The organism is Niveispirillum sp. FG148, assembly GCF_057809655.1.
The window spans coordinates 1-25,878 of sequence record NZ_JBMDKJ010000008.1; the positions used below are offsets into that span (position 1 = coordinate 1).

The window sequence follows — 25,878 nt, forward strand, 5'->3', positions numbered from 1 at the left end:
CTGCCTGCCGTGGCCGCATGACACAACCGGCCAGATAAGCCGGAGAGCGCGATGATCCCGCCGCTCCTACACCACGCACGGGGACGTGATCTTGCCTGCCCCCGGCCCTGCGCAAGCCCCGCCTGCGCCGCTGGGAAGCGAGCCAGTACCTGGAGTTGGTTCACGGCATCAATTACGCCCCCGCCACCTTGGCGAAGCTGGCGAGCGTCGGCGGCGGGCCGACCTATCAGAAGAATCTTCGTACCCCGCTGTATCCCCGCGACGAACTGGACGCTTGGGCTCTGGCCCGGCTGGGAAAGCTGCGACGCAGCACCAGCGACGCGGGGGAATGAAGGCGCCGCTACACCGCCCTGCTGCGCTGCCCACGACGACCGAAAGCGACCTGACCCCCGCGGTCATTTTGGAGAAGCGTCTTGTCCTTCCAGATCATCACCGTCGTCATGCCGCTGCGTTTGCCGCCGCCCGAAAAGGCGGTGCTGCTGGCGCTGGCATACCGGGCGGACAAAGACGGGAATGACGCATACCCTTCCATCAATACCCTATGCCACGAGACCGGGTATGGTGAACGCGCTGTTCAACAGGCGCTGGGCAAGCTCCAGAAGGACCATCGGCTGATCGCCATGACGGCCGAAGCCGATTATGGCAAGCGCCGTCCCCGGACCTATCGAATTCTGCTGGAAAACATCACGTCGGAAACGGCCACCCCCGCACCAGATGCACCGGTGCAGGACATGCACCCCCGCACCAGATGCACCGGTGCGGGAGATGCACCGGTGCAGGAGGTGCGCCCTACCCCCGCACCAGATGCACCCGAACCTGTCCTTGAACCTGTCCAGAATAAAAACAGAGGGAAGCTGCGCGAGCGAAAAGCCGATCAGGTCGCCGGGGAAAGCACCAAGCGGGGAACCCGGATGGACCCGAATTTCACGTTGCCGCCAGCGTGGCGGGACTGGGCAGGGGAGCGCTGGGCGGAGAAAGCCCGCACCAGCGGAGTGCCGCCCCCCGATTTTGACCGGGAAGCAGAACGCTTCCGGGACCACCACCTCGCCAAGGGCACCGTGTCCAAGGACTGGGCGGCATCCTGGCGAACCTGGATCAGCAATGCCCTGACCTACGCCGAAAGGGACCAAGCCAATGCCGCCAGACATGCACCTGCTGCCCGACGCCAGTCGCGCCCCGCCGCGCAATCCTCAACCGCTGCATTTGCCGAAGGCATCTTCGGGTTTGGCGGAGGCGCTGAAGGATCGCCAGACGGGGCGGCTGGTTCAGCGCCCGGATGGTACAGAGACGTTCGAGATGGCGCCATCGTCATGGACGGCACCGCCCAACGTGTCGACTGAGATCCGTCAGGAGGCGGGCCATCGCGCCGGTGTCCTGGCCGCAGCACTGGCATCCGCGCCACCGCCCGGCATAGTCCGGCAATGGCTGGGCATGCTGGGGGTCGCCTGTGCCGGCGGGCGGATGGAGGGAGACGACGCCAAGGCGAAGATGTCAGTTTACGAAGCTCTGCTTGATTATCCCCATGCCTGCTACACCGCCGACAGCATCCGCACAGTGACGCGGGCGATGGGCGCCAAGGGCGGGTTCTTTCCTTCCCTGGGTGAACTGCAGATCATCCTGGACGCGGAACGGGCGCGGCTGGAAAGCGAACTGGGGCGTTGCAGGGCGCTGCTGGGCCAGCCGACCAAGGCAACGGCACCGGGGCAGACAGGCAAGGTCACCGGCAATGGGCATGGCACCGCCGAACAATGGACGTTTCGGCTGGAGAAGTTCCTGGTGTCGGCCTTCTGGGTTGAATCGACCTGGGGTGGCCGGCCAGGGTCAGGAACCTGTTTGGCACCCTTGCCGGCAATCCAGGCTGTGTTGGGAGACGAAGCCGCAGACACCGAGGCCCAAGCCCGAAAGCGTGGTCGGGAAGGACGGTCAGCGGAGCAGATCGAGGAAGTTTCCGAACTGCTGAGGAAATGGCGCTCCGCGTGAAGGAAGCCTCGAAGAAAGCCTGAGTAAACATCGGAAAGTACCAGGAAATCTATCTTCCGCCGCCAACGTCGAAGACGTTGAAGTTCCCATTTCGTTCCGTCCAGTGTGATCCGTTATTCCCGTGAGGGCTTTCGGATGCTGGGCAGGATCAAGGCGCTGTTGGCGCCTGAGCGGAAGAGCGGTGACGGATATGAGGTGCTGACCGGCAATCTCTTGCCGACCGCCGCCGGTGTGTCCGTGTCCGCTGAAACCGCGATGCGATGCAGCACCGTCTATGGCTGTGTGAAGGCCATCGCCGAAACCGTCCAGCAGATCCCGTGGCACCTGTACCGCCGACGGGGGGACGACCGGGTTCGGGCCACCGACCACCCCGCCTATGCTCTGGTCACCAAGGCGGCAAACGAGTGGACCCCGGCCAGCGAATTTCGCCTGATCCTGGCCACTCACCTCGCCACCTATGGCAACGCCTATGCCTTCGCCAACCGGGACCGCGCCGGCCGGGTGGTGGAGTTGATCCCGCTGGACCCACGGCGGGTTGCCGTCCGCCAGCATCCCACCACCATGGCGCCGATCTACAGCGTCACCACGGGTGAGGGCACCCGCGATTATGGCCGGGATGAAATCATGCATATTCGTGGCGTCGGGCTGGATGTCTGCCATGGCGACAGCCCCGTCACCCTGGCCAGGGAAGCCATCGGCCTTGCCCTGACCCTGGAATCGCATTGTGCCGGCTTGTTCGGCCGGGGCGCCAAGCCCAGCGGCCTGCTGAAACACACGAAAAAGGTCGGCGACGATGTGATGGCACGTCTGCGCAAGAGCTTCAGCGCTTGGTACACGGGCACCGCCAATTCCGGCCGGACGATGATCCTGGAAGACGGCATGGAGTTCGAGCAACTCCAGCTTTCTTCCACCGACAGCCAGACGCTGGAAATGCGCCGAATGCAGGTGGCGGAAGTCTCCCGCTTCTGGCGGGTGCCGCTGTCCCTGCTGAACGACTTGGAACGGGTGACGCACGCGAATGCGGAGACGCTGGGCCAGCAGTTTCTGACCTACTGCATGATGCCCATCCTGCGGGCTTTCTGCGATGCCGCCGCCATCACCCTGCTGACCCCGGAAGAGCGGGACGAGTTCTATTTCGAGTTCCTGATCGATGACCTCACCCGCGCCGAAATCGCCAAGCGGTTCGAAGCCTATAGCAGGGCCATCAATGCCGGCGTGCTGAACCCGAACGAAGCCCGCGCCATGGAAAACCGGCCGGCCTATGCCGGTGGCGAGACCTTTATGCGCCCGGTCAATACCGCGCCGGCCCCGGCCGCCCCCTCCACCACCGATGGGAGCGGCACCGATGGAACGGCTTGAACTGAAGTTCTCCCATGATGCCGGTGAGGCTGGGCTGATTGAGGGCATCGCGTCGCCCATCGGCGGCACCCCGGATCGGGTGCGCGATATCGTGGCTCCGGGAGCCTTTGCCCGCACCCTGGCCGACCATCGGGCCGCAAGCGCCATGCCGGCGATGCTGCTGAACCATGACCCCAAGGCCGTGGCCGGCACCTGGCTGCAGATGACCGAAACGCCGGAGGGCTTGCGTGTCTCCGGCCGGCTGGCGCTGGGCACCGATGATGGCGACCGCGCCTATGTCCTGGCCAAGTCCAAAGCCATCACGGGCCTGTCCATCGGCTATCGCGCCATCCGGGCCAAGGCCATGCCCGGCGGCATCCGCCGCCTGGAGGAAATCGACCTGCTGGAAATCAGCCTGGTCAGCGTACCTGCTGCACCGGGTGCCCGGATCACCAGCGTCAAGAGCTTCCCCGCCGCCGCTGCGGCATCATCGAGAGAGAGCGCACCCATGGAAGAGAATGAAGCCGGCGGCGGCACCCCGACCGTCGAAGAGCGAGTCGGCAAGCTGGAAACCGGTATCGCCGATCTGGACAAACGCCTGAAGGTGGTGGAGGGCAACAGTGCCGCCGCTGCCAAGGGCGTGGACCGCATCGAGACCATGCTTCGCCGTCCGGGCACTGCGGCACCGGAGACGAAGGCAGCGGACGGGGTGGAGGCCAAGGCCTTCGAGAATTATCTGCGCTTCGGCCCCACCGGCATGGAGTTTACCGAGGTCAAGACGCTGCGCACGGCGGAAGACCCGTCGGCCGGCTATCTGGCACCGGCGGAGTTCATCGCCGAAATCGACAAGAACGTCGTGCTGTTCTCTCCCGTCCGCCAGTACGCCACCGTGCGCAGCACGGCACGCGGTGCGGTGGAACTGCCCAAGCGCATCGGCCGGCCTACCGCCACCTGGGTGGAAGAGCTGGAGGATCGGGACGACGCCGACACAGGCAGCCGATACGGCAAGTCGACCTATGACGTGAAGGAACTGACGGCCTATGTGGATGTCAGCTTCTCCACGCTGGAGGATGCGGCCGTCAACATCTTCGCCGAACTGTCCGCCGACCTGGCCGAAGAGTTCGGCTATGCCGAAGGGCAGGCGTTCGTGAACGGCAACGGCGTGAAGCGCCCCATGGGCTTCATGTCGGATACCAGCATCCCCACCGTGATCAGCGGCCATGCCTCCCTGATCACCGCCGACAGCCTGATCGACGCCTATCACGCCCTGCCCACGCCCTACCGGGCAAATGCGGTCTGGGGGATGAACAGCACGACGCTGGGGGCCTGTCGCAAGCTGAAGACCACGACGGGCGAATATCTGCTGTCCATGACCGGTATCGCCGGTTCCCCGGTCACCACCATCCTGGGACGCCCCGTCATCGAGCTGCCGGACCTGCCCGACGTGGCGGGCGGCGCCGTACCCATCGTCTTCGGCGACTTCCGCCAGGGCTTCCGCATCTTCGACCGGGTGGGCTTCTCCATCCTGCGTGATGACCTGACCCAGCGGACCAAGGGCAAGGCCCGGTTCCATGCCCGCCGCCGGGTGGCCGCCGGGGTGCGGAAGTCCGAGGCCATCCGCAAGCTGATCGTGTCCGTGAGCTAAGGAAGCATCCCATGCGCGACCTGATGAACAACATCCACCCCGTCCGGGCGATTTCCCCAGCGGCGGCCGTCACCGACAACACGCCCTTCGTGTCGCAGGTGGTCGATACGCTGGGCTTCAACAGCCTGACCTTCGTGATCCTCACCGGGGCGCTGGCCGATACCGACGCCACCTTCACCACCCTGCTGGAACATGGTGATGCGTCGGACTTCTCCGATGCGGCGGCGGTCCCGGATGACCTGCTGATCGGCACCGAGGCGCTGGCGAGCTTCACCTTCGCCGATGACAACGAAACCCGGAAGCTGGGCTATGTCGGCGGCAAGCGCTATGCGCGCCTGACCATCACGCCGGCCGGCAATAGCGGCAATGCCTTCGTGGCTGCCGTCGCCTTGCTGGGCCATCCCAACAGCGCCCCCACTGCCAACCCGCCCGTCTGATCGGAAGGCCCCGGAATGCTGACCATCATCACCCCTGCGGAAAGCCAACGCCTCACCACCTTGGTCACGATCAAGGATGAATTGCGGCTGACCACCGGGGCCGATGATGCCTTCCTGCTGACCCTGATTGACCAAGCCAGCGGGGCCGTGCGGCGCTGGTGCAACCGCACCTTTGCCGCCGAAACCGTCCGGGAGACGTTCCGCCTGCCCACCGCCAACGACAGCCTGATGCTGTCGCGCTGGCCGGTGGGTGCCGTGCTGTCCGTCACCCTGGCCGGGGCGGCGCTGGGCGAAGCCGGGTATGAGGTGGAGGGGGCAAGCGGTCTGCTTTACCGCCTCACTGACTCGGACGAACGCCAGCCCTGGCCGCCGGTGAAGATCGTGGTGGAATACGTCGCCGGCTTCGTTCTACCGGGCAACCCCGGCCGCACCCTGCCCGACGACGTGGAGCGGGCTGCCATCCTGCTGGTAAAGGCGGCTTGGTTCAGCCGCAACCGTGACCCGCTGGTCAAGACGGAAGAGGTCGACGGTATCGGCGCCAATTCCTATTGGGTCGGCGGGTTCAGCGACGGGGCCGCCTTGCCGCCCGATGTGCAAGGTCTGCTTTCCGTCTATCGCCAACCCGCCATCGGATGACGCCATGCTGAACCCCGGCACCTATGCGCTGGCCGACAAGCCCGTCACCACCGCCGCCAACGAAGCGCAGGCCCCGATCACGGATCTTGAAGGCATGACCGCCGCAACGGTCCAAGCCCGGTTCGCCTACGGCACGGGCGGCACGTCCGCCAAAGTCTATGTCGCCACCAGCCTGGACGGCGGCACCACCTGGGTTGACATCGCATGTTTCGCCTTCACCACCGCCGGCGGGGTGAAGGTGGTGAATGTGTCAGGACTGACACCCCGGACAGCCCCCATCGTGCCAACGGACGGCGCCCTTGCCGACGACACCACGGTTGATGGTGTGCTGGGCGACCGGCTGCGCGCCCGGATCGTGACCACCGGCACCTATTCCAACAGCCTGTTGACTGTCCGAGCGGTGGTGCGATGAACAGGGAAATTGCCACCCTGGACCGCATGCTTGCCGTGGCCGGGGAACCCATCGTGCTGATGCGTCAGTTCGGCACGACGCCCAACAGCTTCGCCAGCGTCGAATGCCGGGCCTTCGTGCGCGGCTATCGGCCGGAAGAGCTGATCGGCGGCATCTCGCAGACCGACAGCTTCGTCGTCATCTCGCCAACAGAAATCAACCGAGCCAAATGGCCGGGGGGATCGGGCCTGCTGTCCATCACGGATGCCCGCATTCCCCGCAAAGGGGACAAGGTCATGATCCGGGGCCTTCAGCGCAATGTCGAGACGGCCGGGCCGATCTATGTTCGCGGCACTTTGGTCCGCATCGACATGCGTGTGTTGGGGTAAGCCATGCCATTCGCCCCACCCCGTTCCTGCAAATGTGGCGCCCTGGTTCCTGCTGGCCAGCGGTGCCCCCGATGCGCCAAAGCCGCCGACCTTGCCCGCGGTTCCGCCCGCCAGCGCGGCTATGACCGGGATTGGGAGAGTGTCCGGGCGGCATTCCTGGCACGCCATCCAATGTGCTGCGCCCCTGGCTGCGACCAGCCGGCCACCGATGCGGACCATATCCAGACCGTGAAGGAGGCCCCGCACCGCCGGCTTGATCCCACCAACCTCCGCCCCTTCTGCCACCGGCACCATTCCCAGCGGACGCGCCGCGACCAGGGAGGACGGCGGGGATAGGGGTTCCAGAGTTTCCAACCCGAGGGGGCCGGGACCGTCTGGGGGTCTTGCGCGCACTCACCTTGAAATTGGGGATTTTCCCGAAAGGGCTTTCAGATGAAGGGTCGAAAACCGAACCTACGGGTGATTGAAGGGGGTGCCGCCACGGGCCGCTGCCCCTCTCCCCCGACCTGGCTTTCCGTTCACGCCAAGCGCGAATGGAAACGCTGCGCTCCCGAACTGCATCGCCGGCGGCTGCTGACGGCCGACACGCTGGCGACGCTGGAAAGCTACTGCGTCGCAGCCGGCCAGGTGCGGGAGTTTGAAGAGCTGATGGCCACCGATGGCCGGATGATCTCCGGGGAGGACGGGCCCAAGCCGCACCCGGCTTTCAAGATGCAACAGGCAGCAATGCGGGAATGCCGGCTGCTGGCGGCCGAACTGGCATTGACGCCGCAGCGACAGGGCACCAAAGGCAAAACGGACGAAGGAAAAGGCGATGGCTGGGATTCCGATCTTCTCGCCTGATCCGGGGCTTTACCCTGATCCAACCGGCCGGGCCGACCGGATGTGCCGCTTCGTCAACAAGCTCCGGCTATGGGAAGGAAGATTCGCAGGCAAGCCGTTCCACCTGCATGATTTCCAACGGTCATTGGTCCGCCGCATATATGGCCCGGCCACGGACGACGGGCGCCGTCTGGTGCGCATGGCCTGCATCTGGATACCCCGCGGCAATGCCAAGACGACGCTCGCGTCGGCGCTGGCCCTGGCTCATTTCCTGGGACCGGAAGCCGAAGCCGGCGGACAGGTGATCCAAGCAGCGGCCGACCGGGAGAATGCCGGCATCGCCTTCAAGCACAGCTTTGAGATGGTGAAGCAGGATGACACCCTGCTGCGCCGCGTGGCGCCCATCGAAAGCCGGAAGGTGCTGAACCACACAAAGACCAGCTCCATCCTGAAGGCGATTTCCTCCGAGGCCTACAGCAAGCACGGCATGAACGCCTCGTTCTTCCTGGCCGATGAGGTGCATTCCTGGCCGTTGGTTGAAGGCCGGAAGCTGTTCAAGGTGGTAACGGACAGCATGGTGAAGCGGGAACAGCCGCTGACCATTGTCATTTCCACCGCCGGGGAAGGTCAAGGCGGGCTTGCCCATGATCTATGGTCCTACTCCCTGGCCGTGGCGCGGGGCGAAGTGAACGATCCGACCTTCGCGCCCATCATCTTCGCCGCCGACCCGGAAGCGGATTGGCGCGACGAAGCGGCCTGGCACGCGGCAAACCCGGCCATCGCCGCCGGTTTTTGCAGCCTGGAGGAATTGCGCATCAAGGCCCGCCGCATCGAGCATTTCCCGGCGGAGATTGCCGATTTCCGCCGCTTCCATCTGAACCAGTGGCAGGAAGGGGCCGCAAACCCTTGGATGGATCTGGCCACCTATGACCAGGCAGCGACGATGACGCCCCCTGACGAGCTGATCGGTCGCCCCTGCTGGGTTGGCGTTGACCTGTCCAGCGTTGAGGATCTGACGGCCGCGGCCGCGGTCTTCCCCTCTGGCGATGGCGACACCCGGTCCTATGACGTGATCGCCACCTTCTTCCTGCCGGCCGCAGCCTTGGCCCGGAAGGCGGATCGTGACCAGGCGGACTATCTGCGCTGGCGGGACGCTGGGCACCTGAAGGTGACGGAAGGGAACCGCATCGATTACGACGCGGTGATCGCCCATGTCGTGGAGTTGGCGGAACGGTATGCCGTCCAGGAAGTCGCCATTGATCGATGGAACTCCACGGCTGTGACCACGGCGTTGCAGCGGGAGGAAATCACCGTCGCCACCTTCGGTCAGGGCTTTGCCAGCATGGCCGCCCCCGTGCGGGAGTTGAAGAGGGCCATCCTTGGCGGTGAGTTCCGCCATGGTGATAACCCGGTCCTGCGCCTGTGTTTTGGCAACGTGGTGGCAGAGAAGGACGCGGCGGAGAACGAGAAGTTCACCAAGGAAAAGGCCAGGGGCCGCATTGACGGCGCGGTGGCCGCCGCCATGGCCGTAGGCCGCATCCTGGCCAGCGAAGACACCGGTTCCGTCTATGAGGCCGCCCGGCCTGAAGGCTTCCTATTCGTTTGAGGACACCATGCGCTTGGATGTTATCCGTATCGACCGCCGCCACGACAATTCAGCCTGTATCGCTGTCGTGGCCGTTGCAATCCCGAAAGCCGGTGTCGAGGTCCGCGGCATTCGGATAATCAGACGCGATGACGGCAGCGTCTACGCGAACATGCCCCACCAGCGCGACCATCTTGGAGCATGGTATCCCACCGTCCGGTTCATGAAGCCGGGCACCGTTGACGCCATTAAACGGGCCGCTCTGGAGGCTGTTTGCGGCCCGCAATAAGCTGCTTACGCCACGCTTACGGCAAACCATCCGCTCCCACCAAGAGCATGAAAAGCAAGGGTAATGCCAAATTGTCTCTAGCATCTGGCAGGCGGATGATGACGGGGTGCTGAATCCCGCCGCCATCCGCCTGGTTCCCGGCACCATCATCCCCAAGGCCGTGGGATCGGCGGGGCTGACGCCGCTGGCCAGTCCGGGGCGGTTCGATATCAGCCAGCTGGTGCTGAACGATCTGCGTGCCCGCATCCGCCATGCCCTGCTGGCCGACCGGCTGGCCCCTGTCGACGGGCCGCGCATGACGGCGACGGAGGTGCTGGAACGCAGCGCGGAGGTGGCCCGGCTGCTGGGCGCCACCTTTGGCCGGCTGCAATCGGAACTGCTGGTGCCGCTGGTGCGGCGCTGTCTGTCCATCCTGCGCCGGCGCGGGCTGATCCCGGACATCGCCGCCGACGGACGGCAGGTGCAGGTGCGCATCCTGTCGCCGCTGGCCCGCGCCCAGGCGCAGCGTGATGCGGAAACCACCCTGCGTTGGCTGGAATCGGTCTCGGCCCTGGGGCCGGACGCACTGTCGGTCGTGGATCTGCCGGCCTGTGCCCGCTTCCTGGCCGACGCCGCCGGTGTGCCGCCCGGTCTGGTGCGGGCGCCGGTCCCCGCGATGGAGGCAACCGATGGCTGATCCCGGCTGGCCCTGGCTGGGTGAAATCCGCCCAGAGCCGTCACCCGAACCCTCCCCCGACCTGCTGGCCGAGGCCTGCGCCCGGCTGTTCGCACGGGGCGACGGACGCCTGCTGCTGGACCATCTCTGCCGCCTGACCCTGCACACCAGCCCCGGCCCGGAGGTCAGTGAGGCGCGGCTGCGTCATCTGGAGGGGCAGCGCGCCCTGGTCCTGCATCTGCGTCAACTGGCTGTTCGCGGCGGCCTGTCCCTCCGCCCCCATTTCCCTGACCTGAAGGAAAAACGCCATGAAGTCGATTTCTTTGGCCCCTGACACTTCCACCCGACCCGACCATGTCCCGGCCAAGTTCTGGGACGGGGAGAACGGAACCATCCGCATTGAGGCCCTGCTGAAATCCTATCAGGAGCTGGAGCGGAAAATGTCCACCCCGCCCGACCCGGCAGCGGAGAAGGCCCGTGCCCTGACCCTGCTGGGCGTGCCGGAAAAGCCGGACGATTACTGCATCCGCTGCGACCATGGTCTGTTCGAACCGGACGACGCCATCAACCAGCGCCTGTTCGCCGCATCCTACACCCCCGATCAGGCCCAGCTGCTCTACGATCTGGCGGCCGAGCGCCTGCTGCCGCTGCTGCAGGAGATGGCCGAGGGCTTCCAGGCCGAACGGGAGCTGGAAAAGCTGGTCAGCCATTTCGGTGGAGAGGAGAAATGGCGCGACCTGTCGGGCCAGATCCTGGCCTGGGGAGAGCGCAACCTGCCGCCGCCCCTGCTGTCCGCCCTGTCCGGCACGGCCGACGGGGTGCTGGCCCTGCATCGCATGATGGCTGAGGGCGGCGGGGAGCCCAGGGTCCTGCGCGCCGGGCCGGAGACGGAAGGCCATGATGGCCAGGACCTGAACCGCATGATCGCCGATCCCCGCTACTGGCGTGACCGCGACCCCGCCTTCATCGCCAAGGTGACGGAAGGGTTCCGGCGAACCTATGGGGGATAGTTGTCGTTTCGATTATTGCGTTTAGAGGCGACATACCCCATATGTACCGGATATGGGGTATGGTCCGCCTTATGGAAGCAGGAAGATGAACGCGCTGTTGGATCGTGAGGGAACCGTGATTCCGTCGGCCGAAGATTCTGAACTGGCCACGGAGTCGAGCCGCATCCTGTCCCGTAATGCCGGCCGGCCGTTGCGGGTGCAGATCGACAATGGCCCCATATTGCCCCTACCCGGCGCCGTCAGAGAGCTGCTGTCCCATCTTCTGCTGGAAATGTCGCAAGGCAATGCGGTGACGGTGATCCCCGTCCATGCCGAGGTGACGACACAGGAGGCGGCTGATTTCCTGAATGTCAGCCGCCCCCATCTCGTCAAGCTGCTGGAAACAGGCCAGTTGCCCTTCCATAAGGTCGGCACCCATCGTCGCGTGCGCTTCACCGACCTGCAAGCCTTCAAACAACGGAATTCACAGGCGCGGTCGGCCGCCCTGGATGCCTTGACGGCGGAGGCCCAGGAACTGGGCCTGGGTTACTGAAATGTCCCGGTTCACAGTCGTCCTGGACGCCTGTGTTCTCTATCCTGCGCCCTTTCGCTGCGTTGATCTGATTGGATTCAGAACTGCCAGGTCACGGCCACGGCGCCATATTCATCGCCTTCATCCTGACCGACAAATTCCCGGCTGCGGAAGACATGGGTGTAGGTGATACGGGCGTCATAGACATTGACGGCGAAACCAGCCTGGACATCGCCGACCCAGGTCTTGCGGTCCACCGACCGGCTGTCGCGGAAGCTGTTGCCATCCAGGAAGATGTTGCGGGCCACGGCGCGGCCGGAAAAGCCCAGGAAGGCGTAGAAGCCGACCGGATGGCGGGCGTCGGGTTCGAAGAAGCCGCTGCCGGGCAGCGACGGCTGGATGCGGGCCGGGCCGAAATCGGCGGGCAGTTGCCAGCCGGCCCGCAGCATGAAACCCGCATCGGCATAGGTGGAGACGTTGCCCACGGCGCCGCCGACATGCGGCATGATATCGACGCCAAATCCGGTGCTTTCCAGCAGGTCATGCCGCCAGCTGCGCTGATAGGTGATGACCACGCCCGGTTCGTTATGCAGCTGCGTGCCCCAGCCCATCGGCTTTGGCGCATCGGTCAGGCGGTGGACGATCTTCTGCGTCGGTTCGGCCAGCGAGGCCGGACCGACCATGCCCAGGGTCAGCTGCAACTGATCCATGCGCTGGCCATTCTCATTGATCAGGCCGGCCGAACCGTGCAGCCAGCCGGCATAGGGCCGTTCCGTCAAGGGCGGGTCCACCAGCTTGATATCGCTGGGCGTATACATGTTCTGACCCAGGGAGAAGACGGCCCGGACATGGCCGTCCTGGGCGAAGAACGGCACCAGCCGGGCCCAGCGGCGGGTCCAGTCCGGCACCTCGTCCCGTGCCGTCGTCCACACCGCCTCCACCCCGTTGGTGTAATGGCGGTCCAGATTGTAGAACAGGTCATTTTCCAGGATCAGGGTCAGCGTACCCGTCTCCGCCCCTGCCGTGCGGGCAGCCTGCGCCCCCGCCGGCAAGGCGGAGGCCAGGCAGGCCAGCAGGAACGGAACGGATCGAAGGGTGGCTTGCGGCGTCATGGGCATGAGCATTGTTCAACCGGAACTGGTGAGGCTTTGAACTGACCCGGCCGCTGCCGCAGTGACGCCCCTCACACTGGACCCATCACACGCCCATGAACTGGCGTATCAGGGCGAAGGTGCCCTCAGGATCGTCGCGGAAAGTGCCGTGCCCGCAATGGGGAAACCGGTGCAGGCGGCTGGTGGCCGGTGGCAGCAGAGAGATGATTTCCTCCGAACATTCCCAGGGGGTGATCGGATCCTGGTCCCCGCACAGCACCAGCACGGGGCTGGCGGCCTTGGGCAGGCTGTCGCGGAAATCCATGCCCCACATTTCGCCACCCTGGCCGGAGAAATGTTCCAGCACCTCCGGCTTCATGATGGAGCGGGCGCGGCCCGGACCGTCCATCGGTGCCTTCACCGTATAGAATGGCATGACCTGGGCGGCATAGGGTGCCACCTTGTCGGCTGTCAGCGCGGACCAGAAATCCTGTGCTGCCTGGCCCACGGCCGGGCCGCCGCGGCGGGCGAAGGCGGCGGCGATCAGGTCCAGCTGCATGCGTGCCGCCGTGGACGACAGGATGATGCCCGCCGCATGGCCGGGATGGCGGCGCATATATTCCATGGCGACGAAGCCGCCGAAGCTGTTCCCCAGCACGAAGGGCTTTTCGATGCCCAGCGCGTCACAGAAGCCCATCACATCATCGGCCCATTGCGGCAGCGTCCAGGTGGCGCGGTCATCCCCGCCGCTGCGTCCCTGGCCGCGATGGTCCAGATAGATCACCTGGGCGACATCGGCCAGCCCGCTGAAGGTGGGCTTGAAACTGGCATGGTCGAAACCGGGACCGCCATGCAGCAGCAGCAGCGTCGGCTTCTTGCGCAACGAGCCGCCATCGGGCACCAGTTCCGCCCCTTCGACATCGAAATACAGCGGCACGCCATTGACCATCACCCGCACGATTACATCTCCGACAGGGCTACGCGAAGGGTGCAGGCTGGCACGGGGGCCGGGGGTGCTGCAAGGGTTGCCGCTGCGCCGGTCCAGACGTACAAGCAAGGATGCTGGGAAACCGGCGGACAAAAGGGACAGGGGCGAAGGCCCATCCATGCACAGGAAGGCAATCGGACAATGCAGAGCAAGACTAGGCGCAGGTTGGCGGCACTTCTGCTGGGGACGCTGGGACTGATGCCGATCATGACGGACATGGCCGTGGCGGCCGATTATGTGGACGGGGCCCAGCCGGGGCGTGGCGACCGTCTGGTCGGCGCCAATTTCGCCGGCCGGTCGGAAATCATCGCCAGAAATGGTGCTGCCGCCACCAGCCAGCCGCTGGCAACCCAGGTCGCCATCTCCATCCTGCAGCAGGGAGGCTCCGCCGTTGACGCCGCCATCGCCGCCAACGCCACGCTGGGCCTGCTGGAACCCACGGGCAGCGGTATGGGCGGCGACCTGTTCGCCCTGATCTGGGACCCCAAGGCCAAGAAGGTGGTGGGTCTGAACGCGTCCGGCCGCGCGCCCAAGGGGCAGAGCCTGGATGATCTGGTCAAGCGTCTGGGCCCGGGCAAGCCCATCCCGTCGCACGGGTCCTTGTCCGTCACCGTGCCCGGTGCTGTGGCCGGCTGGTTCGAGATGCACAAGAAATACGGCAAGCTGCCCATGGAAAAGGTGCTGGCCCCGGCCATCGCCTATGCCAATGACGGCGCCCCCGTTTCCCCCTTCATCGCCAAGGGCTGGGCCGGGAATTTCAAGCGGTTCGAACAGATGACGGGCGTGATCGAGGAACTGGACAATGCCCGCAAAACCTATCTGATCGACGGCAAGCCACCCGTCGCCGGCCAGATCTTCCGCAATCCCGATCTGGCCAAGTCGCTGTCCATCGTCGCCAAGGGCGGCAATGACGCCTATTACAAGGGCCCCATCGCCCGGACCATCGATGCCTATATGAAGCGCATTGGCGGCCCGCTGCGGTACGAGGATTTCGCGGATTTCAAGGCGCAGTGGGTGGAGCCGATCTCCACCAATTACCGCGGCTATGATGTCTGGCAGATCCCGCCCAACGGCCAGGGGCTGGCCACCTTGCAGATGCTGAACATCCTGGAGGGCTATGACCTGAAGAAGATGGGGCATAACAGCGCCGACTTCATCCATGCCTCGGTAGAAGCCAAGAAGCTGGCCTTTGCCGACCGCTCGCGCTGGTACGCCGATCAGGAATTCGTGAAGCTGCCCATCAGCACGCTGATTTCCAAGGAATACGCCGCCAAGCGCCGGGCCCTGATCGACATGGGCAAGGCCGGCGCGCCCGAAACCGGCCTGATGCCGGAAAGCCATGACACGATCTTCCTGTCGACCGCCGACAAGGATGGCTTGATGGTGGCCTTCATCCAGTCCAACTATCGTGGCATGGGCTCCGGCCTGGTGCCGGACGGGCTGGGCTTCATGTTGCAGGATCGCGGCGAACAGTTCGCGCTGGATCCCAAGCACCCCAACGTCTATGCGCCCGGCAAGCGCCCCTTCCATACCATCATCCCCGGCTTCGTCACCAAGGATGGCCAGCCCTTCGCCGCCTATGGCGTCATGGGCGGAGCCATGCAGCCGCAGGGCCATGTGCAGGTCCTGGTCAACATGATCGATTTCGGCATGAATGTGCAGGAAGCCGGCGATGCCGCCCGCTGGCAGCATGAAGGCTCGCCCGAACCGACAGGGGAGAAAGGCGACGGCGTCGGCACCCTTTATGTCGAACAGGGCGTATCGCCCGCCGTCATCGAGGAGCTGCGCAAGCGCGGCCACAAGGTGGAAGTGAAGCCCGGCCTGCATTACGGCAGTTACGAGGCCATCCAGCGCGACACTGTGAATGGCGTCTATCGCGCCGGCACGGAAATGCGCGTGGACGGCCACGCGGCCGGCTATTGATCGTCGCGGCAGCGGGGGCGGCAGACGCACCCCCGCTGCCCCTGTCAGGGATCACCCCACGGCCGTGCGGCGTTCCGCCCAGCGGATGCCCTGGGCGATGGCAAAATTCATGACCAGATAGATGGCCCCGGCGATGATGAACATCTCCACGGGCTGGAAGCTGCGCGACGCGATGGCGCGGGCCGCGCCTGTCAGTTCCATCAGGGTGATGGTGCTGGCCAGCGAGGTGGCCTGCACCATCTGGATCATCTCGTTCCCATAGGCGGGCAATATCTGACGCAACGCCTGCGGCAGCACGATGCGCCGGTACAATAGCGGCCGCGACATGCCCAGCGCGCGCGCCGCCTCGATCTGGCCGAAGGGCACGGCCTGAATGCCGCCGCGCAGGATTTCCCCTGTATAGGCCGCTGTGTTCAGCGTCAGCGCGATGATGGCACACCAATAGGGCTCGCGCAGGATCGGCCACAGCAGGCTTTCCCGCACCGCCTGGAACTGGCCCAACCCGTAATAGATCAGGAAAATCTGCACCAGCAGCGGCGTGGACCGGAACAGGAAGACATAGACGCCCGTAACGCCGGAAACGGCCCGGTGGGAGGACAGCCGGCCAAAGGCGACGGCCAGGGCCAGTACGAAGCCCGCCGCCAGCGCGATGACGACCAGTTGCACGGTTACCCAGGTGCCAGCCATCAGTGACGGCAGGGAGGAAAGAATCAGATCCGGTACCATCGGCCGCCCTCCCTCAATTCGCCACGGCGCGGCGCACGCCGCGCTCGGCCCGGCGCGACAGGGCGCGGAAACCGGCTTCCGACAGGGTGGTCATGATCATGTAGAGGATGGCCGCCGTCACGTAGAAGACGAAGGGCTGCCGGGTCGACTGCATGCCCATATAGGCTTGTCGCATCAACTCCGCCAGCGTGACAACCGACACCAGCGTCGTGTCCTTCAGGGTCATCTGCCAGACATTGCCCAGGCCCGGCAGGGCATAGCGCAGGGCCTGCGGCACCAGGATGCGGCGCAGAATCAGGAAACGGTGCATGCCCAGCGCACGCGCCGCCTCGATCTGTCCTTTGGGCACGGCCTGCAGGGCGCCACGGATCACCTCTGTCGCATAGGCGCCCGACACGATGCCGACGGCCGACACACCAACAGCAAAGGCCGACAGTTCAACCCGTCCGTCGTACCCGAACAAGACCGCCAGCCATGTGATCAGGCCCGAACCGCCAAAGAACAGCAGCCAGATGACCAGCAGGGCCGGCACACCGCGCACGACCGTTGTATAAGTGGCAGCCAGCCAGCGCAAAGGGGCGGGCCCGGCCAGCTTGGCCGCCGCCGCCAGCGACCCGGCAGCGATCCCGATCAGATAGGCAAGCACGGCGACGGACAGGGTCATGACCGCGCCGGAGGCGATTTCGTCTCCCCACCCGTCGGCACCGAAACGAAGCAGGTCAAGCATGGGGCGGCCTCGCGGCGCTGCGGGGCGGGGTCTGGATCATTGGGCGCAGGTTTCCACGAATTCGGCGGCGAACTGGTCCCAGCGGCGATTGCCCAGCACCCATTCGGAGCTGGCAATACCCTTGGCACGGGCGTCGTCGCGGTTCTGATAGGCAAATTCCATCGCCTCCAGCAATTCCTCCACGTCGCTCTCCCCCCAGTAATTGCGATTGCCGTCGGGGTTGGTGACGGGGCGCTGCCGGTTCAGCACATAGGTGCGGTCATCCCCGATCAGGTCCATATGGCCGGTATTGGCCGACAGGATGACGGGCATCGCACAGGCCATGGCCTCCATCGCCACCAGGTTGGTGCCGGGTTCGCAGCGATTGGGGAAGACGCCCAGATCACATTCGCGCAAGACCCCGGCGATATGTTCACGCGTCAGGAAGCCCAGGTCCTGGAACGAGCCCTCGGGCAGGCCGTTGGCCCGCAGCCAGCCCGCCACATCGACATAGCCTGTGGCGGCAAAGCCCGGCGGAACGGACAGGATCGTGCTCTCCGCCAGGCTGAGGGCGGTTGCCGGCCAGAAATTGCCCCAGGCCGTGACCAGCAGCGCCTCGGGATGGCGCTGCTGGAAGGCGCGGAAGGCCGCGACGACAATATCCTGTCCCTTGCGGAATTCGATCTTCCCGCCGGAAAAGATGACGAAGCGGTCGCCGAAACGGCCCATGCGCGGCCCCGGCGACACCTCCGTCGGGTCGATCCCCTGAAACACGCAGTCCGAGGCAATGCCGTGATCGGCCAGCACCTGCTTGTTGTAGCTCGAATGGATGACGACGCGGCTGTAGCTGAGGCTGTCGGCAATGGCCGTCGGCGACAGGTTGGTGTCGGTGAAGGCGCCGACGCCGATATTCTTGTCGCCATAGAAAGGCTGCGTGGAGAGGTGCGGCTGCATCTGGCCACCCAGCGCGTAGAGACAGACGCCGTTCTGCAGATAGAGCCGCTGCCCGGCCGCCTGTGACTGATCAATGATCGCCCGCAGGCGGGCCGACGGCTCACACAGGGGCCTGAGGGCTTCTTGCGTGTTCGGCCGCATGGTGCCCATGTCGGGCTGGTCATACAGGAAAACGGCCCCGCCCGTCCGCAGCAGGTGCAGGCAGGTATGCGTGCCGACCAAACCCCAGCCATGCACCTCTGTCAGGCGCCAGTTCAGCACGAAGGGCCGGTATTCCTGTTGCGACAATGGCTGCACTCCTGGCAAGCGGGTCGGAAGGGGGAAGCCGCCCTTCCCCCGGTAAGCGGCTAAATCAGGGCATCGAACTGTCGAAGCCAAACCATTGCACCGACAGGGTCTTCATCGTCCCGTCGGCCTTCATGTCGGCCAGGGCCTTGTTCAGGGCTGCCAGCAGTTCCGACCGGTTCTTGGCGATGGCAATGCCCTGCCCGTTGCCGAACAGGCCCCCGTCGAAGCCGGGACCGAAATAGCTGAAATCCTTGCCTTCCGGACGCTGCAGGAAGGCATTCCAGGTGATGGCGTCGGCCAGACCGATCTCGACGCGGCCCGTCTGCATGTCCAGCGCCAGATTCTCCTGCGTGTCGTAACGACGGATCTCCACCACGTCGGACAGGTACTTGTCGGCGAAATTGGCGTGGATGGTGCTGGTCTGCACCCCCAGCACCTTGCCCTTCAACAGGCTGCGCAGCTTGTCCAGGCTGGCCTGCTCCTCCGCGCTGATCTCTGTCAGGTCGACACGCTCCACCCCGTAATCCACATTTTGCAGCGGGTTGGCATTGGCCGACACCAGATAGGCGGGTGTGGTGGTGTAGCCGGCGGAGAAATCGACGGCCTGCCGGCGTTCATCGGTGATGGACATGCCGGCGACGATGGCGTCGAAGCGGCCGGCCTGCAAGGCGGGGATCATGCCGTCCCAGGCCTGGGCGATGAACTGGCATTCGGTGCCCATGCGCTTGCACACATCCTTCATCATGTCGATTTCGAACCCGACAAGATTGCCGGATGCATCAACCATGTTGTAGGGCGGATAGGCACCTTCCGTGGCCACGCGCAGCGGGTTGGGAATGCCAGCTGCTGTCGCGGCCACCGGCTCGGCCTTCCTGGCCTCATCCTTGCCGCAGCCCGTCAGCGCCATCAGGCCCGCCAATGTCAGGGCCGCCATCAACTTCTTCATCGTCCGATACTCCCCCAGAACCTGTCCTGTCCGGATTGCTTATTTATCGTCGCCGATCCAAGCGGCCTTGGCGGCCGGTCAGGGTCGGGTTCAGCGTTGACCCTCGCGGGTCAGGAACTGCCGGCAGCGCTCCGACTTGGGGTTGCCGAACACTTCGGCCGGTGTCCCCTCCTCCTCGATGCGCCCCTGATGCAGAAACACAACCTTGTGCGACACGTCGCGGGCGAACGCCATCTCATGCGTGACGATCAGCATGGTCGCCCCCTCGGTCGCCAGGTCGCGCATGACCTTCAGCACCTCGCCCACCAGTTCGGGGTCCAGCGCGCTGGTCGGCTCGTCGAACAGCATGACCTTGGGTTCCATGGCCAGCATGCGGGCGATGGCCGCGCGCTGCTGCTGCCCGCCCGACATCTGCGACGGGTAGGCGTCGCGCTTTGCCGACAGGCCGACCTTGGCCAGCAGGGCCTCCGCCTTGGCCACAGCCTGATCCTTGGGCTGGCCCAGCACATGTACCGGCGCCTCGATGATGTTTTCCAGCACCGTCATGTGAGTCCAGAGATTGAAGCTCTGAAACACCATGCCGCAGCGCTGGCGGATGCGGTCGACCTGGCGGCCGTCCGCGGGATGGACGCCGCGGGCGGTGCGCTTCATGGCGATTTGTTCACCGCCGATGCGCACAATGCCCTCGTCCGGGATTTCCAGCAGGTTGATACAGCGCAGCAGCGTGCTCTTGCCCGACCCGGAGGAACCGATCAGGGCCACCACCTCGCCCTCTTTGGCCGACAGGGAAACGCCCTTCAGCACCTCATTGTCGCCAAAACGCTTATGCAGCGCCTCCACCTCTACGGCCGGGACTGCGGTGGATGCGATCGGGCTGGGCGGCATCTGTATCCGTGCAAAGCAATTCAAAGGTCCGCCCCCAAGCTACCGCGCCAAGCCCCGGCCGCGAAAGGGGGAAATCCTGCTGAAACCACTCAATTGTTGGCGCACCCGTGACCGGCCACCCCGGCTGGAAGTCCGATCTTCGGACCCTGTTGGGAATTGACGCGGCGGGACGGCGCGTACCGTGCTATGGATGAAAAATCCTCCGTCTTCCATCCGGTCCGTCGTCCAGCATGAGCCAAGGTATCCAGCCCGCCCCGAACCGCAGCACACATTTCGTGTTTGAGCACAAGGTGTTCACGGTCGAAGGCTGCCGATTCGTCTGGTCCAAATCGGCGGAGGAACCGGTGATGCGCTTCATGCTGGGCAAGGTGCAGGCCGAAGTCGCCATCGCCAAACTGTGCAATGAATTCAAGATCGACCCGAAAAGCTTCGACGGCCAGTTGCTGGACATGGCATCGAAGGGTCTGAAATATGTGCGGGAAATCCGCCCCGGCGACACGATTCCCAACGAACTGATTGATGGCACCGCTTCCTGGCGGGTCGATGACAAGCATTTCAACATCGCCAAGGGACGCCTGACCGTGCAGATGGTCACCTGGCTGACGGGTGGCGAAACGGTGATTTCCAGCCCGGAACAGCTGGAGCAGGTGGTGGAGGACCCCGGCACCAAGGCCCGCGTGCGCGAGGCGTTTCAGATGATCGCCAACAAGCTGGCCCTGACCGGCAACGCCGAGGAGCAGGTGGAAACCCGCATCGACCTGCTGGCCAAGGAACTGTCCTACATTGAGGCGCTGCGCGAACGCTGCGCCAAATTGCAGAAGATCCGCGACGGGCTGGAGGATGCACACCGCATCTACAAGAATGAACGCAATCTGCGTGAGGAAATCGTCCGCATGCAGACACTGTCATTACCGCCCCTGACCGACATGGGGCAGCGCTTCGACCAGGTGGATGCGCAGACAGGCGAGATCCTGTCCATGCTGCTGAAGTTCGACAAGAACATCGCCTATATCCGCGAAATGCGGGACGACCTGCACCAGACCCTGCTGCCCTGGGACGAGGTGATGGAGGATTGGGAAGCGGTGACGGTCGAAAAGGGCGGTCCGTTCGAGGCCGTGCTGAAGAAGACCTACCAGTTCCTGGCCCGCAACTATTCCCAGGCCAAGCATTGGCGTCTCGCCTCCCGCCCCGCCCCGCGGTAACGGTGCGGCCCCGGATTTCGGGGACACGGGGGGTCGGAAAACCAACCCGTGTCAATGCCCGCCGACCGGCTCCGGCGCCACGTAACGGAAGCTGATGCTCTTGGCCTGGCTGCCCTCCTTCTCGGGCATGCGGCTTTCGAACTTGGTCGACTGGTTGGGGAACAGGCGGCGCACGGGCGGGATGATGCGCCAGGCGTAAAGTTCCTTGCCATCCTCTCCCAGCGCCACGGCCTGGATGTCGGGCACGTCGCGCTGCGTGTCGGACTTGTTGGCGATCTCCCCGGTCACGAACAGCAGGTTCACGCCCTCGACGTCGCGCACCTCGACCTTCGTGTTCCTGGGATCGCCCGGATCCGACAGACCCGTGCCCGGCAGTTCGGCCAGCCCCACCATTTCATACAGCAGGAAGGAGGCCGGCCAGGCCTGGATGATCTCGTCCTTGCCCAGCACGATGCCCGTACCGGCCCCGCCAACGACCAGCAGCAGCCCCATCCAGGCGGCGACGGTCGCCTTCCTGAAGCGTCTGGCCTTTCCCGGCATGGCCGGCAGGTTGCTGCCCTTGGGCATGGGGCGCGGCCGGAAGGGCCGGGCCATGCCCATATCCTCGCCGTCGGCATCGAACCGGCTGGATTCGAAGCTGCCCGACAGGGCGTCCTGGGCCAGCCCCGACAATTCGTCATCGGCCGGCGGATCGTCGAACAGCGTCGGCCGTTCGTCGAAAATATCCTTGGACGGCGGCGGCGGTGGTGGACTGGCGGGGGCGTTGCGGGCCGCCGGCCGTGCGGCCGGTCGCGATGCCGGCGTCCCCGACCCTGGGCGTTCCACCTTGGCGATGGTCGGGGCGGCATTGGCTGCGGACGTGGCAGTCCGCGCGCCTGACCGCTCGACCGGCACCTCCCGCCGGGGGGGCGGGGGCGGCGGTGAAAGGGCCATGGCAGGTTCGGCGAACCAGATATGGCCGCACTGTCCGCACTTGACCTTGCGGCCCTCACCCAACAGCCGCCCGTCGAGCATGAAGCGTTTGGCGCAGGACGGGCAGGAGAGGATCATCGCGGAGGGGCGCCGGATTGCTGGTGGGAAATCGGGGTCGCCCGTGCAGGCACGGGGGCTCCCTATCCTTATAGGCGGGCCGCCGGGTGCAGCGCAAGGTTGGGGGTTGGGGGCACCGCTACCTCCATCGGATGGGGCGTCGACACGATCCCCTGCTTTACGCGCCGGTTTGCCCGTGCCATTCCTGTGACCTTCATCAAGGGTGGCAGGGCCGCCCGCCGACTTCCGCCGGATCAGGGTAAAGATGGGCCGCCGCGCGCATTTCGACATTCCGTTGAGCCAGGATGCCACCGGGCGCTTCCTGCCCTGGATCATCGCCTTGATGGTCTATCTGGCAGCGCTGGCGCTGGCGGCGTCGCTGATCCTGTCGGGCCTGGCCCGGCGCTGGGACAGCGAACTGTCATCCGGTATGACCGTGCAGGTGGCCCCCACCGGCCCCAACGGCGTCCGCGACCAGGAAGAACGGGTGCGCAAGGTGATGGATGCGCTGTCGGGCAGTGTCTTTGTCGTCGATGCCCGCCGCCTGTCGGACGCCGATGCGCGGGCCCTGGTCGAACCCTGGCTGGGAGACGGGGCGCTGGTCGCCGAACTGCCCCTGCCCGCCCTGATCGATGTCCGTCTGGCCGATGGCGCCAGGATCGACGATCTGACCGAACAGCTGAACCGCGCCGCGCCGGGCGTGACGGTGGAGGACCCGGCCCGATGGCTGGGCGATCTGCGCCGGCTGGCCCGCACGGTCCAGGCCCTGTCCGTGGGCATCATCGCCCTGATCGGCGGGGCCGGCGTCGCCTCCATCATCTTCGCCGCCAGCGCCGGATTCGCCGTCCATCGGGACGAGGTGGAACTGCTGCATGTCATGGGCGCCACCGACGGCTATGTCGCCGGCCAGTTCCAAAGCCACATGATGCGCCAGTCGCTGCTGGGCGGCGGCATCGGTTTCCTGCTGGCGCTGGCCACGCTCTGGGGCCTGCAGCAGGCGGGCCGCGGGCTGGACGCGTCGCTGCTGCCCGACATGGCGCTGAACCTGCGCGATTGGGCCTGGCTGCCGGCCGTACCCGTGACGGCCGTGATCCTGGCTGCCGCCACAGCGCGATTGACCGTCATGCGCGCACTGGGGCGGCTGCCGTGATTGGGCGGCTGCTTCCCCGGCCCTTGCGCGGGCCGGCCCTGACGGGGGCGGCGCTGGCGGCAACCTGGGCCATCGGCCTGTTCCTGTTCGCGGCATCCTTGCCGCGGCAGGCGCCCGACGACGCCATCACCACCGACGGCATCGTCGTCCTGACCGGTGGCAGCGCGCGGCTGTCGGTCGGCTTCGACCTGCTTCGGGCCGGCAAGGCCCGCAAACTGTTCATCAGCGGCGTTTACCGCGGCGTGGAAGTGCGGGAGCTGCTGGCCCTGTCCTCCAAGTCCGGCAACGATCTGGAATGCTGTGTCGAGCTGGGCTACGACGCCGACGATACCGAGGGCAATGCCGTGGAGACGGCACGCTGGATGGCGGACGAGGGATTCCACAGCCTGCGCGTCGTCACCGCCAATTACCATATGCCGCGCAGCCTGGTGGAATTCCGCCGCGCCCTGCCGGGCGTCACCCTGGTTCCACACCCCGTTTCGCCGCCGAAGGTGCGGCTGGATGGCTGGTGGGGCTGGCCCGGCACGGCGGAGCTGATCGTCAGCGAATACAACAAATATCTGCTGGCCCTGGCCCGCGCCGCCCTGACGGGGCCGCGCGCCCCTGCGGGTTGAGAAGGGCACCCCTGCAACGGCGGTGCCCGGCCTGGACAAGCCGGGGCGGCTTGGCCTTAATGGGCGGCCGCCGCACCGCCGGGAGACCATACGCGCATGTTGTTTGTCCGCTCGCTGCTCTTCAACATCCTGTTCTTCGTCTGGACGGCCGTCTATTGCACGGGCATCGTCTGGATCATGGTCATGCCGCGGTCGGTGGCGCTGGTGATGATACGGTTTTACCTGCGCAGCCTGTCCTTCCTGGAACGCACCATCATCGGCCTGCGCTACGAGGTGAAGGGCGTGGAGCACCTGCCCAGGGACGGGGCCTATCTGGTGGGCGCCAAGCACCAGTCCATGTGGGAGACGATGAAGCTGCATCTGCTTTTCCACGATCCCTCGATCGTGCTGAAGCATGAGCTGCTTTATATCCCGCTCTGGGGCTGGTACGCCTGGAAGGCCAAGCTGATCCCCGTGAAGCGCGGGAAGCGCGGGGCCGCTATCAATTCGCTGGTCCGCGGGGCCCGCGTGATGCGCGACATGGGGCGCGAGATCGTGATCTTCCCCCAGGGCACCCGCGTTGCGGTGGGCGAATACCGGCCTTACAAGGTCGGCATCGCCCTGCTGTACAGCGATCTGGGTGTGCCGCTGGTGCCGATGGCCGTGAATTCCGGCGTATTCTGGGGCCGCAAGACCTTCATCAAGCGGCCGGGCCTGATCACCATCGAGTTCCTGCCCCCCATTCCGCCCGGCCTGCCCAGGGAACATGCGCTGGCGCTGCTGGAGGAACAGGTGGAAACCGCCAGCAACCGTCTGGCCCTGGCCGTGGGCGGCGTTGCCACCCCCCGCCCCGCCGCGAAGACCGGCACCACCGATGCGGCCAAGACAGGATAAGGCACACCCGGTCTGCGAAATAGTGGACCCATTTCCCTCCTGCAGGGGCTTTCGCATTGCCGCGCAAAGCCTTATCTGTCGCGCCAGGGGCGTGTGACAGATCAAGCAGGAACAATACCCGTGAAGACCAAACATCTGCTGGCCGCAGCGGCCATGCTTTTGTCCGCCGTCGGCGCCGCCCGCGCCGAGGATGGCCCCTATGTCGCCTCCTCCGTCTCCGCCTTCCTGGGCAGCGACTATTCCCATCACCCCGCCTGGTCCGCCGCCAAGGGCGACAGCCAGAACAAGTTCGCGGGCGGTCTGGCCGCCGGCTATCGGCTGGATGATTACCGCTTCGAGCTGGAAGGCACCTATGGTCGCATCGCCGACATCGACGGCACGCTGACCACAGCCCTGAAGACCAAGTATCCGACCCTGACCAAGCCCACGGGGGATGTCACCCTGTGGACGGCCATGGCCGGCGCCTATGTCGACCTGCCCGTCACCGCCAAGTACCAGCCCTATGTCGGCCTGGGCGGCGGTGTCGCGCACCTGGACAATGATGCCGGGCTGCTGGCGATCAACAACGGCACCCACGCCGCCGCCTTCGGCGAAGCGGGCCTGAACATCGCGCTGTTCGATGGCCTGACCATTGCCCCCGGCTACCGTTACCTCTGGATCAACGCCAAGGGCGACGGTGCCGATAATGTCAGCACCCACATCGTCAAGCTGACAGCCCGGGTGAGCTTCTGATACCAATTTCCGGTGAGCCGGACTCATCGGGAATTGGTACGGCGGCGACGGCCACAGCACCGCACATGCGGCGTAGCCGAGCC

The 25,878-nt window shown here is 65.5% G+C and carries 28 protein-coding genes and 1 pseudogene; 21 read left to right on the forward strand and 8 right to left on the reverse strand.

Annotation, left to right across the window (positions count from 1 at the left end):
* Positions 1 to 155 precede the first annotated feature (155 nt).
* From ACODTW_RS10745 to ACODTW_RS10815, 15 genes and pseudogenes are all read left to right on the forward strand, one after another.
* Positions 156 to 332 carry a hypothetical protein gene (locus ACODTW_RS10745; protein WP_488945991.1) on the forward strand — a complete coding sequence of 59 codons (177 nt, stop codon included), beginning with the start codon at positions 156 to 158 and terminating at the stop codon, positions 330 to 332.
* Between the two features lie 81 nt (positions 333 to 413).
* Positions 414 to 1,340, forward strand: coding sequence for a helix-turn-helix domain-containing protein (locus ACODTW_RS10750; RefSeq protein ID WP_488945992.1), 927 nt, complete (start codon positions 414 to 416; stop codon positions 1,338 to 1,340).
* Positions 1,330 to 1,980 (forward strand): hypothetical protein, encoded by a 651-nt coding sequence (locus ACODTW_RS10755; RefSeq protein ID WP_488945993.1) that lies wholly within the window; start codon positions 1,330 to 1,332, stop codon positions 1,978 to 1,980. The genes ACODTW_RS10750 and ACODTW_RS10755 overlap by 11 nt, the downstream gene beginning before the upstream one ends.
* A 135-nt stretch (positions 1,981 to 2,115) precedes the next feature.
* Positions 2,116 to 3,339, forward strand: a complete 1,224-nt coding sequence (locus ACODTW_RS10760) for a phage portal protein (RefSeq protein WP_488945994.1) — start codon at positions 2,116 to 2,118, stop codon at positions 3,337 to 3,339.
* Positions 3,326 to 4,963 carry a phage major capsid protein gene (locus tag ACODTW_RS10765; protein ID WP_488945995.1) on the forward strand — a complete coding sequence of 546 codons (1,638 nt, stop codon included), beginning with the start codon at positions 3,326 to 3,328 and terminating at the stop codon, positions 4,961 to 4,963. The genes ACODTW_RS10760 and ACODTW_RS10765 overlap by 14 nt, the downstream gene beginning before the upstream one ends.
* A gap of 11 nt (positions 4,964 to 4,974) precedes the next feature.
* Positions 4,975 to 5,400 carry a hypothetical protein gene (locus ACODTW_RS10770; protein ID WP_488945996.1) on the forward strand — a complete coding sequence of 142 codons (426 nt, stop codon included), beginning with the start codon at positions 4,975 to 4,977 and terminating at the stop codon, positions 5,398 to 5,400.
* Positions 5,401 to 5,415: 15 nt separating this feature from the next.
* Entirely contained in the window at positions 5,416 to 6,036 is a 621-nt protein-coding gene (locus ACODTW_RS10775; protein ID WP_488945997.1) for a head-tail connector protein, read from the forward strand.
* Between the two features lie 4 nt (positions 6,037 to 6,040).
* The gene (locus ACODTW_RS10780; protein ID WP_488945998.1) at positions 6,041 to 6,448 is read left to right on the forward strand and encodes a hypothetical protein; all 408 of its coding nucleotides are present in this window, start codon (positions 6,041 to 6,043) and stop codon (positions 6,446 to 6,448) included.
* On the forward strand, positions 6,445 to 6,816 hold the full coding sequence (locus ACODTW_RS10785) for a hypothetical protein (protein WP_488945999.1): 372 nt from the start codon (positions 6,445 to 6,447) through the stop codon (positions 6,814 to 6,816). The genes ACODTW_RS10780 and ACODTW_RS10785 overlap by 4 nt, the downstream gene beginning before the upstream one ends.
* A 432-nt stretch (positions 6,817 to 7,248) precedes the next feature.
* A complete protein-coding gene (locus ACODTW_RS10790; RefSeq protein ID WP_488946000.1) occupies positions 7,249 to 7,659 on the forward strand; it encodes a phage terminase small subunit P27 family in 411 nt (136 codons plus the stop codon).
* Complete coding sequence (locus ACODTW_RS10795) at positions 7,631 to 9,244, forward strand: terminase large subunit (RefSeq protein WP_488946001.1); 1,614 nt, start codon at positions 7,631 to 7,633, stop codon at positions 9,242 to 9,244. The genes ACODTW_RS10790 and ACODTW_RS10795 overlap by 29 nt, the downstream gene beginning before the upstream one ends.
* A gap of 341 nt (positions 9,245 to 9,585) precedes the next feature.
* A pseudogene (locus ACODTW_RS10800) lies at positions 9,586 to 10,164 on the forward strand (portal protein); the annotation flags it as partial.
* A gap of 16 nt (positions 10,165 to 10,180) precedes the next feature.
* Positions 10,181 to 10,501: a Bbp19 family protein gene (locus ACODTW_RS10805; RefSeq protein WP_488946002.1), complete on the forward strand. Its 321-nt coding sequence runs from the start codon at positions 10,181 to 10,183 to the stop codon at positions 10,499 to 10,501.
* On the forward strand, positions 10,476 to 11,177 hold the full coding sequence (locus tag ACODTW_RS10810; protein ID WP_488946003.1) for a capsid assembly protein: 702 nt from the start codon (positions 10,476 to 10,478) through the stop codon (positions 11,175 to 11,177). Before ACODTW_RS10805 ends, ACODTW_RS10810 begins: the two co-directional genes overlap by 26 nt.
* 85 nt (positions 11,178 to 11,262) lie before the next feature.
* A complete protein-coding gene (locus ACODTW_RS10815) occupies positions 11,263 to 11,709 on the forward strand; it encodes a helix-turn-helix domain-containing protein (RefSeq protein ID WP_488946004.1) in 447 nt (148 codons plus the stop codon).
* A gap of 77 nt (positions 11,710 to 11,786) precedes the next feature.
* On the opposite strand, the gene ACODTW_RS10820 is transcribed toward ACODTW_RS10815, so the two are convergent.
* Positions 11,787 to 12,800 carry a lipid A deacylase LpxR family protein gene (locus tag ACODTW_RS10820; RefSeq protein WP_488946006.1) on the reverse strand — a complete coding sequence of 338 codons (1,014 nt, stop codon included), beginning with the start codon at positions 12,798 to 12,800 and terminating at the stop codon, positions 11,787 to 11,789.
* An 85-nt stretch (positions 12,801 to 12,885) separates the two neighbouring features.
* Complete coding sequence (locus ACODTW_RS10825; RefSeq protein ID WP_488946205.1) at positions 12,886 to 13,728, reverse strand: alpha/beta fold hydrolase; 843 nt, start codon at positions 13,726 to 13,728, stop codon at positions 12,886 to 12,888.
* 180 nt (positions 13,729 to 13,908) lie between these two features.
* Here ACODTW_RS10825 and ggt point away from each other — a divergent pair, with 180 nt between their 5' ends.
* A complete protein-coding gene (gene ggt / locus ACODTW_RS10830) occupies positions 13,909 to 15,690 on the forward strand; it encodes a gamma-glutamyltransferase (RefSeq protein WP_488946007.1) in 1,782 nt (593 codons plus the stop codon).
* Positions 15,691 to 15,741: 51 nt separating this feature from the next.
* Here the strand turns inward: ggt and ACODTW_RS10835 are convergent, their stop codons facing one another.
* The 5 genes from ACODTW_RS10835 to ACODTW_RS10855 all read right to left on the reverse strand — a co-directional run bounded on the left by ACODTW_RS10835 (position 15,742) and on the right by ACODTW_RS10855 (position 20,195).
* Entirely contained in the window at positions 15,742 to 16,416 is a 675-nt protein-coding gene (locus ACODTW_RS10835; protein WP_488946008.1) for an ABC transporter permease, read from the reverse strand.
* Positions 16,417 to 16,429: 13 nt separating this feature from the next.
* Positions 16,430 to 17,143, reverse strand: a complete 714-nt coding sequence (locus ACODTW_RS10840; protein WP_488946009.1) for an ABC transporter permease — start codon at positions 17,141 to 17,143, stop codon at positions 16,430 to 16,432.
* Between the two features lie 36 nt (positions 17,144 to 17,179).
* Positions 17,180 to 18,364, reverse strand: coding sequence for a glycosyltransferase family 4 protein (locus tag ACODTW_RS10845; RefSeq protein ID WP_488946010.1), 1,185 nt, complete (start codon positions 18,362 to 18,364; stop codon positions 17,180 to 17,182).
* A gap of 64 nt (positions 18,365 to 18,428) precedes the next feature.
* Positions 18,429 to 19,310, reverse strand: a complete 882-nt coding sequence (locus ACODTW_RS10850) for a transporter substrate-binding domain-containing protein (RefSeq protein ID WP_488946011.1) — start codon at positions 19,308 to 19,310, stop codon at positions 18,429 to 18,431.
* 90 nt (positions 19,311 to 19,400) lie between these two features.
* A complete protein-coding gene (locus tag ACODTW_RS10855; protein WP_488946012.1) occupies positions 19,401 to 20,195 on the reverse strand; it encodes an ABC transporter ATP-binding protein in 795 nt (264 codons plus the stop codon).
* 230 nt (positions 20,196 to 20,425) lie between these two features.
* Between ACODTW_RS10855 and ACODTW_RS10860 the strand changes: the two genes are divergently transcribed.
* On the forward strand, positions 20,426 to 21,397 hold the full coding sequence (locus ACODTW_RS10860; RefSeq protein ID WP_488946013.1) for a hypothetical protein: 972 nt from the start codon (positions 20,426 to 20,428) through the stop codon (positions 21,395 to 21,397).
* Positions 21,398 to 21,448: 51 nt separating this feature from the next.
* Here ACODTW_RS10860 and ACODTW_RS10865 read toward each other — a convergent pair whose 3' ends face one another.
* The gene (locus ACODTW_RS10865) at positions 21,449 to 22,447 is read right to left on the reverse strand and encodes a zinc-ribbon domain-containing protein (RefSeq protein ID WP_488946014.1); all 999 of its coding nucleotides are present in this window, start codon (positions 22,445 to 22,447) and stop codon (positions 21,449 to 21,451) included.
* Between the two features lie 244 nt (positions 22,448 to 22,691).
* Between ACODTW_RS10865 and ACODTW_RS10870 the strand changes: the two genes are divergently transcribed.
* The 4 genes from ACODTW_RS10870 (at position 22,692) to ACODTW_RS10885 (ending at position 25,795) form a co-directional block, all read left to right on the forward strand.
* Positions 22,692 to 23,576 (forward strand): cell division protein FtsX, encoded by an 885-nt coding sequence (locus tag ACODTW_RS10870; RefSeq protein WP_488946015.1) that lies wholly within the window; start codon positions 22,692 to 22,694, stop codon positions 23,574 to 23,576.
* On the forward strand, positions 23,573 to 24,190 hold the full coding sequence (locus ACODTW_RS10875) for a YdcF family protein (RefSeq protein ID WP_488946016.1): 618 nt from the start codon (positions 23,573 to 23,575) through the stop codon (positions 24,188 to 24,190). The genes ACODTW_RS10870 and ACODTW_RS10875 overlap by 4 nt, the downstream gene beginning before the upstream one ends.
* 96 nt (positions 24,191 to 24,286) lie before the next feature.
* Positions 24,287 to 25,063: a lysophospholipid acyltransferase family protein gene (locus ACODTW_RS10880; protein ID WP_488946017.1), complete on the forward strand. Its 777-nt coding sequence runs from the start codon at positions 24,287 to 24,289 to the stop codon at positions 25,061 to 25,063.
* A 120-nt stretch (positions 25,064 to 25,183) separates the two neighbouring features.
* Positions 25,184 to 25,795 carry an outer membrane protein gene (locus tag ACODTW_RS10885; protein WP_488946018.1) on the forward strand — a complete coding sequence of 204 codons (612 nt, stop codon included), beginning with the start codon at positions 25,184 to 25,186 and terminating at the stop codon, positions 25,793 to 25,795.
* The last annotated feature ends 83 nt before the right edge of the window (positions 25,796 to 25,878 follow it).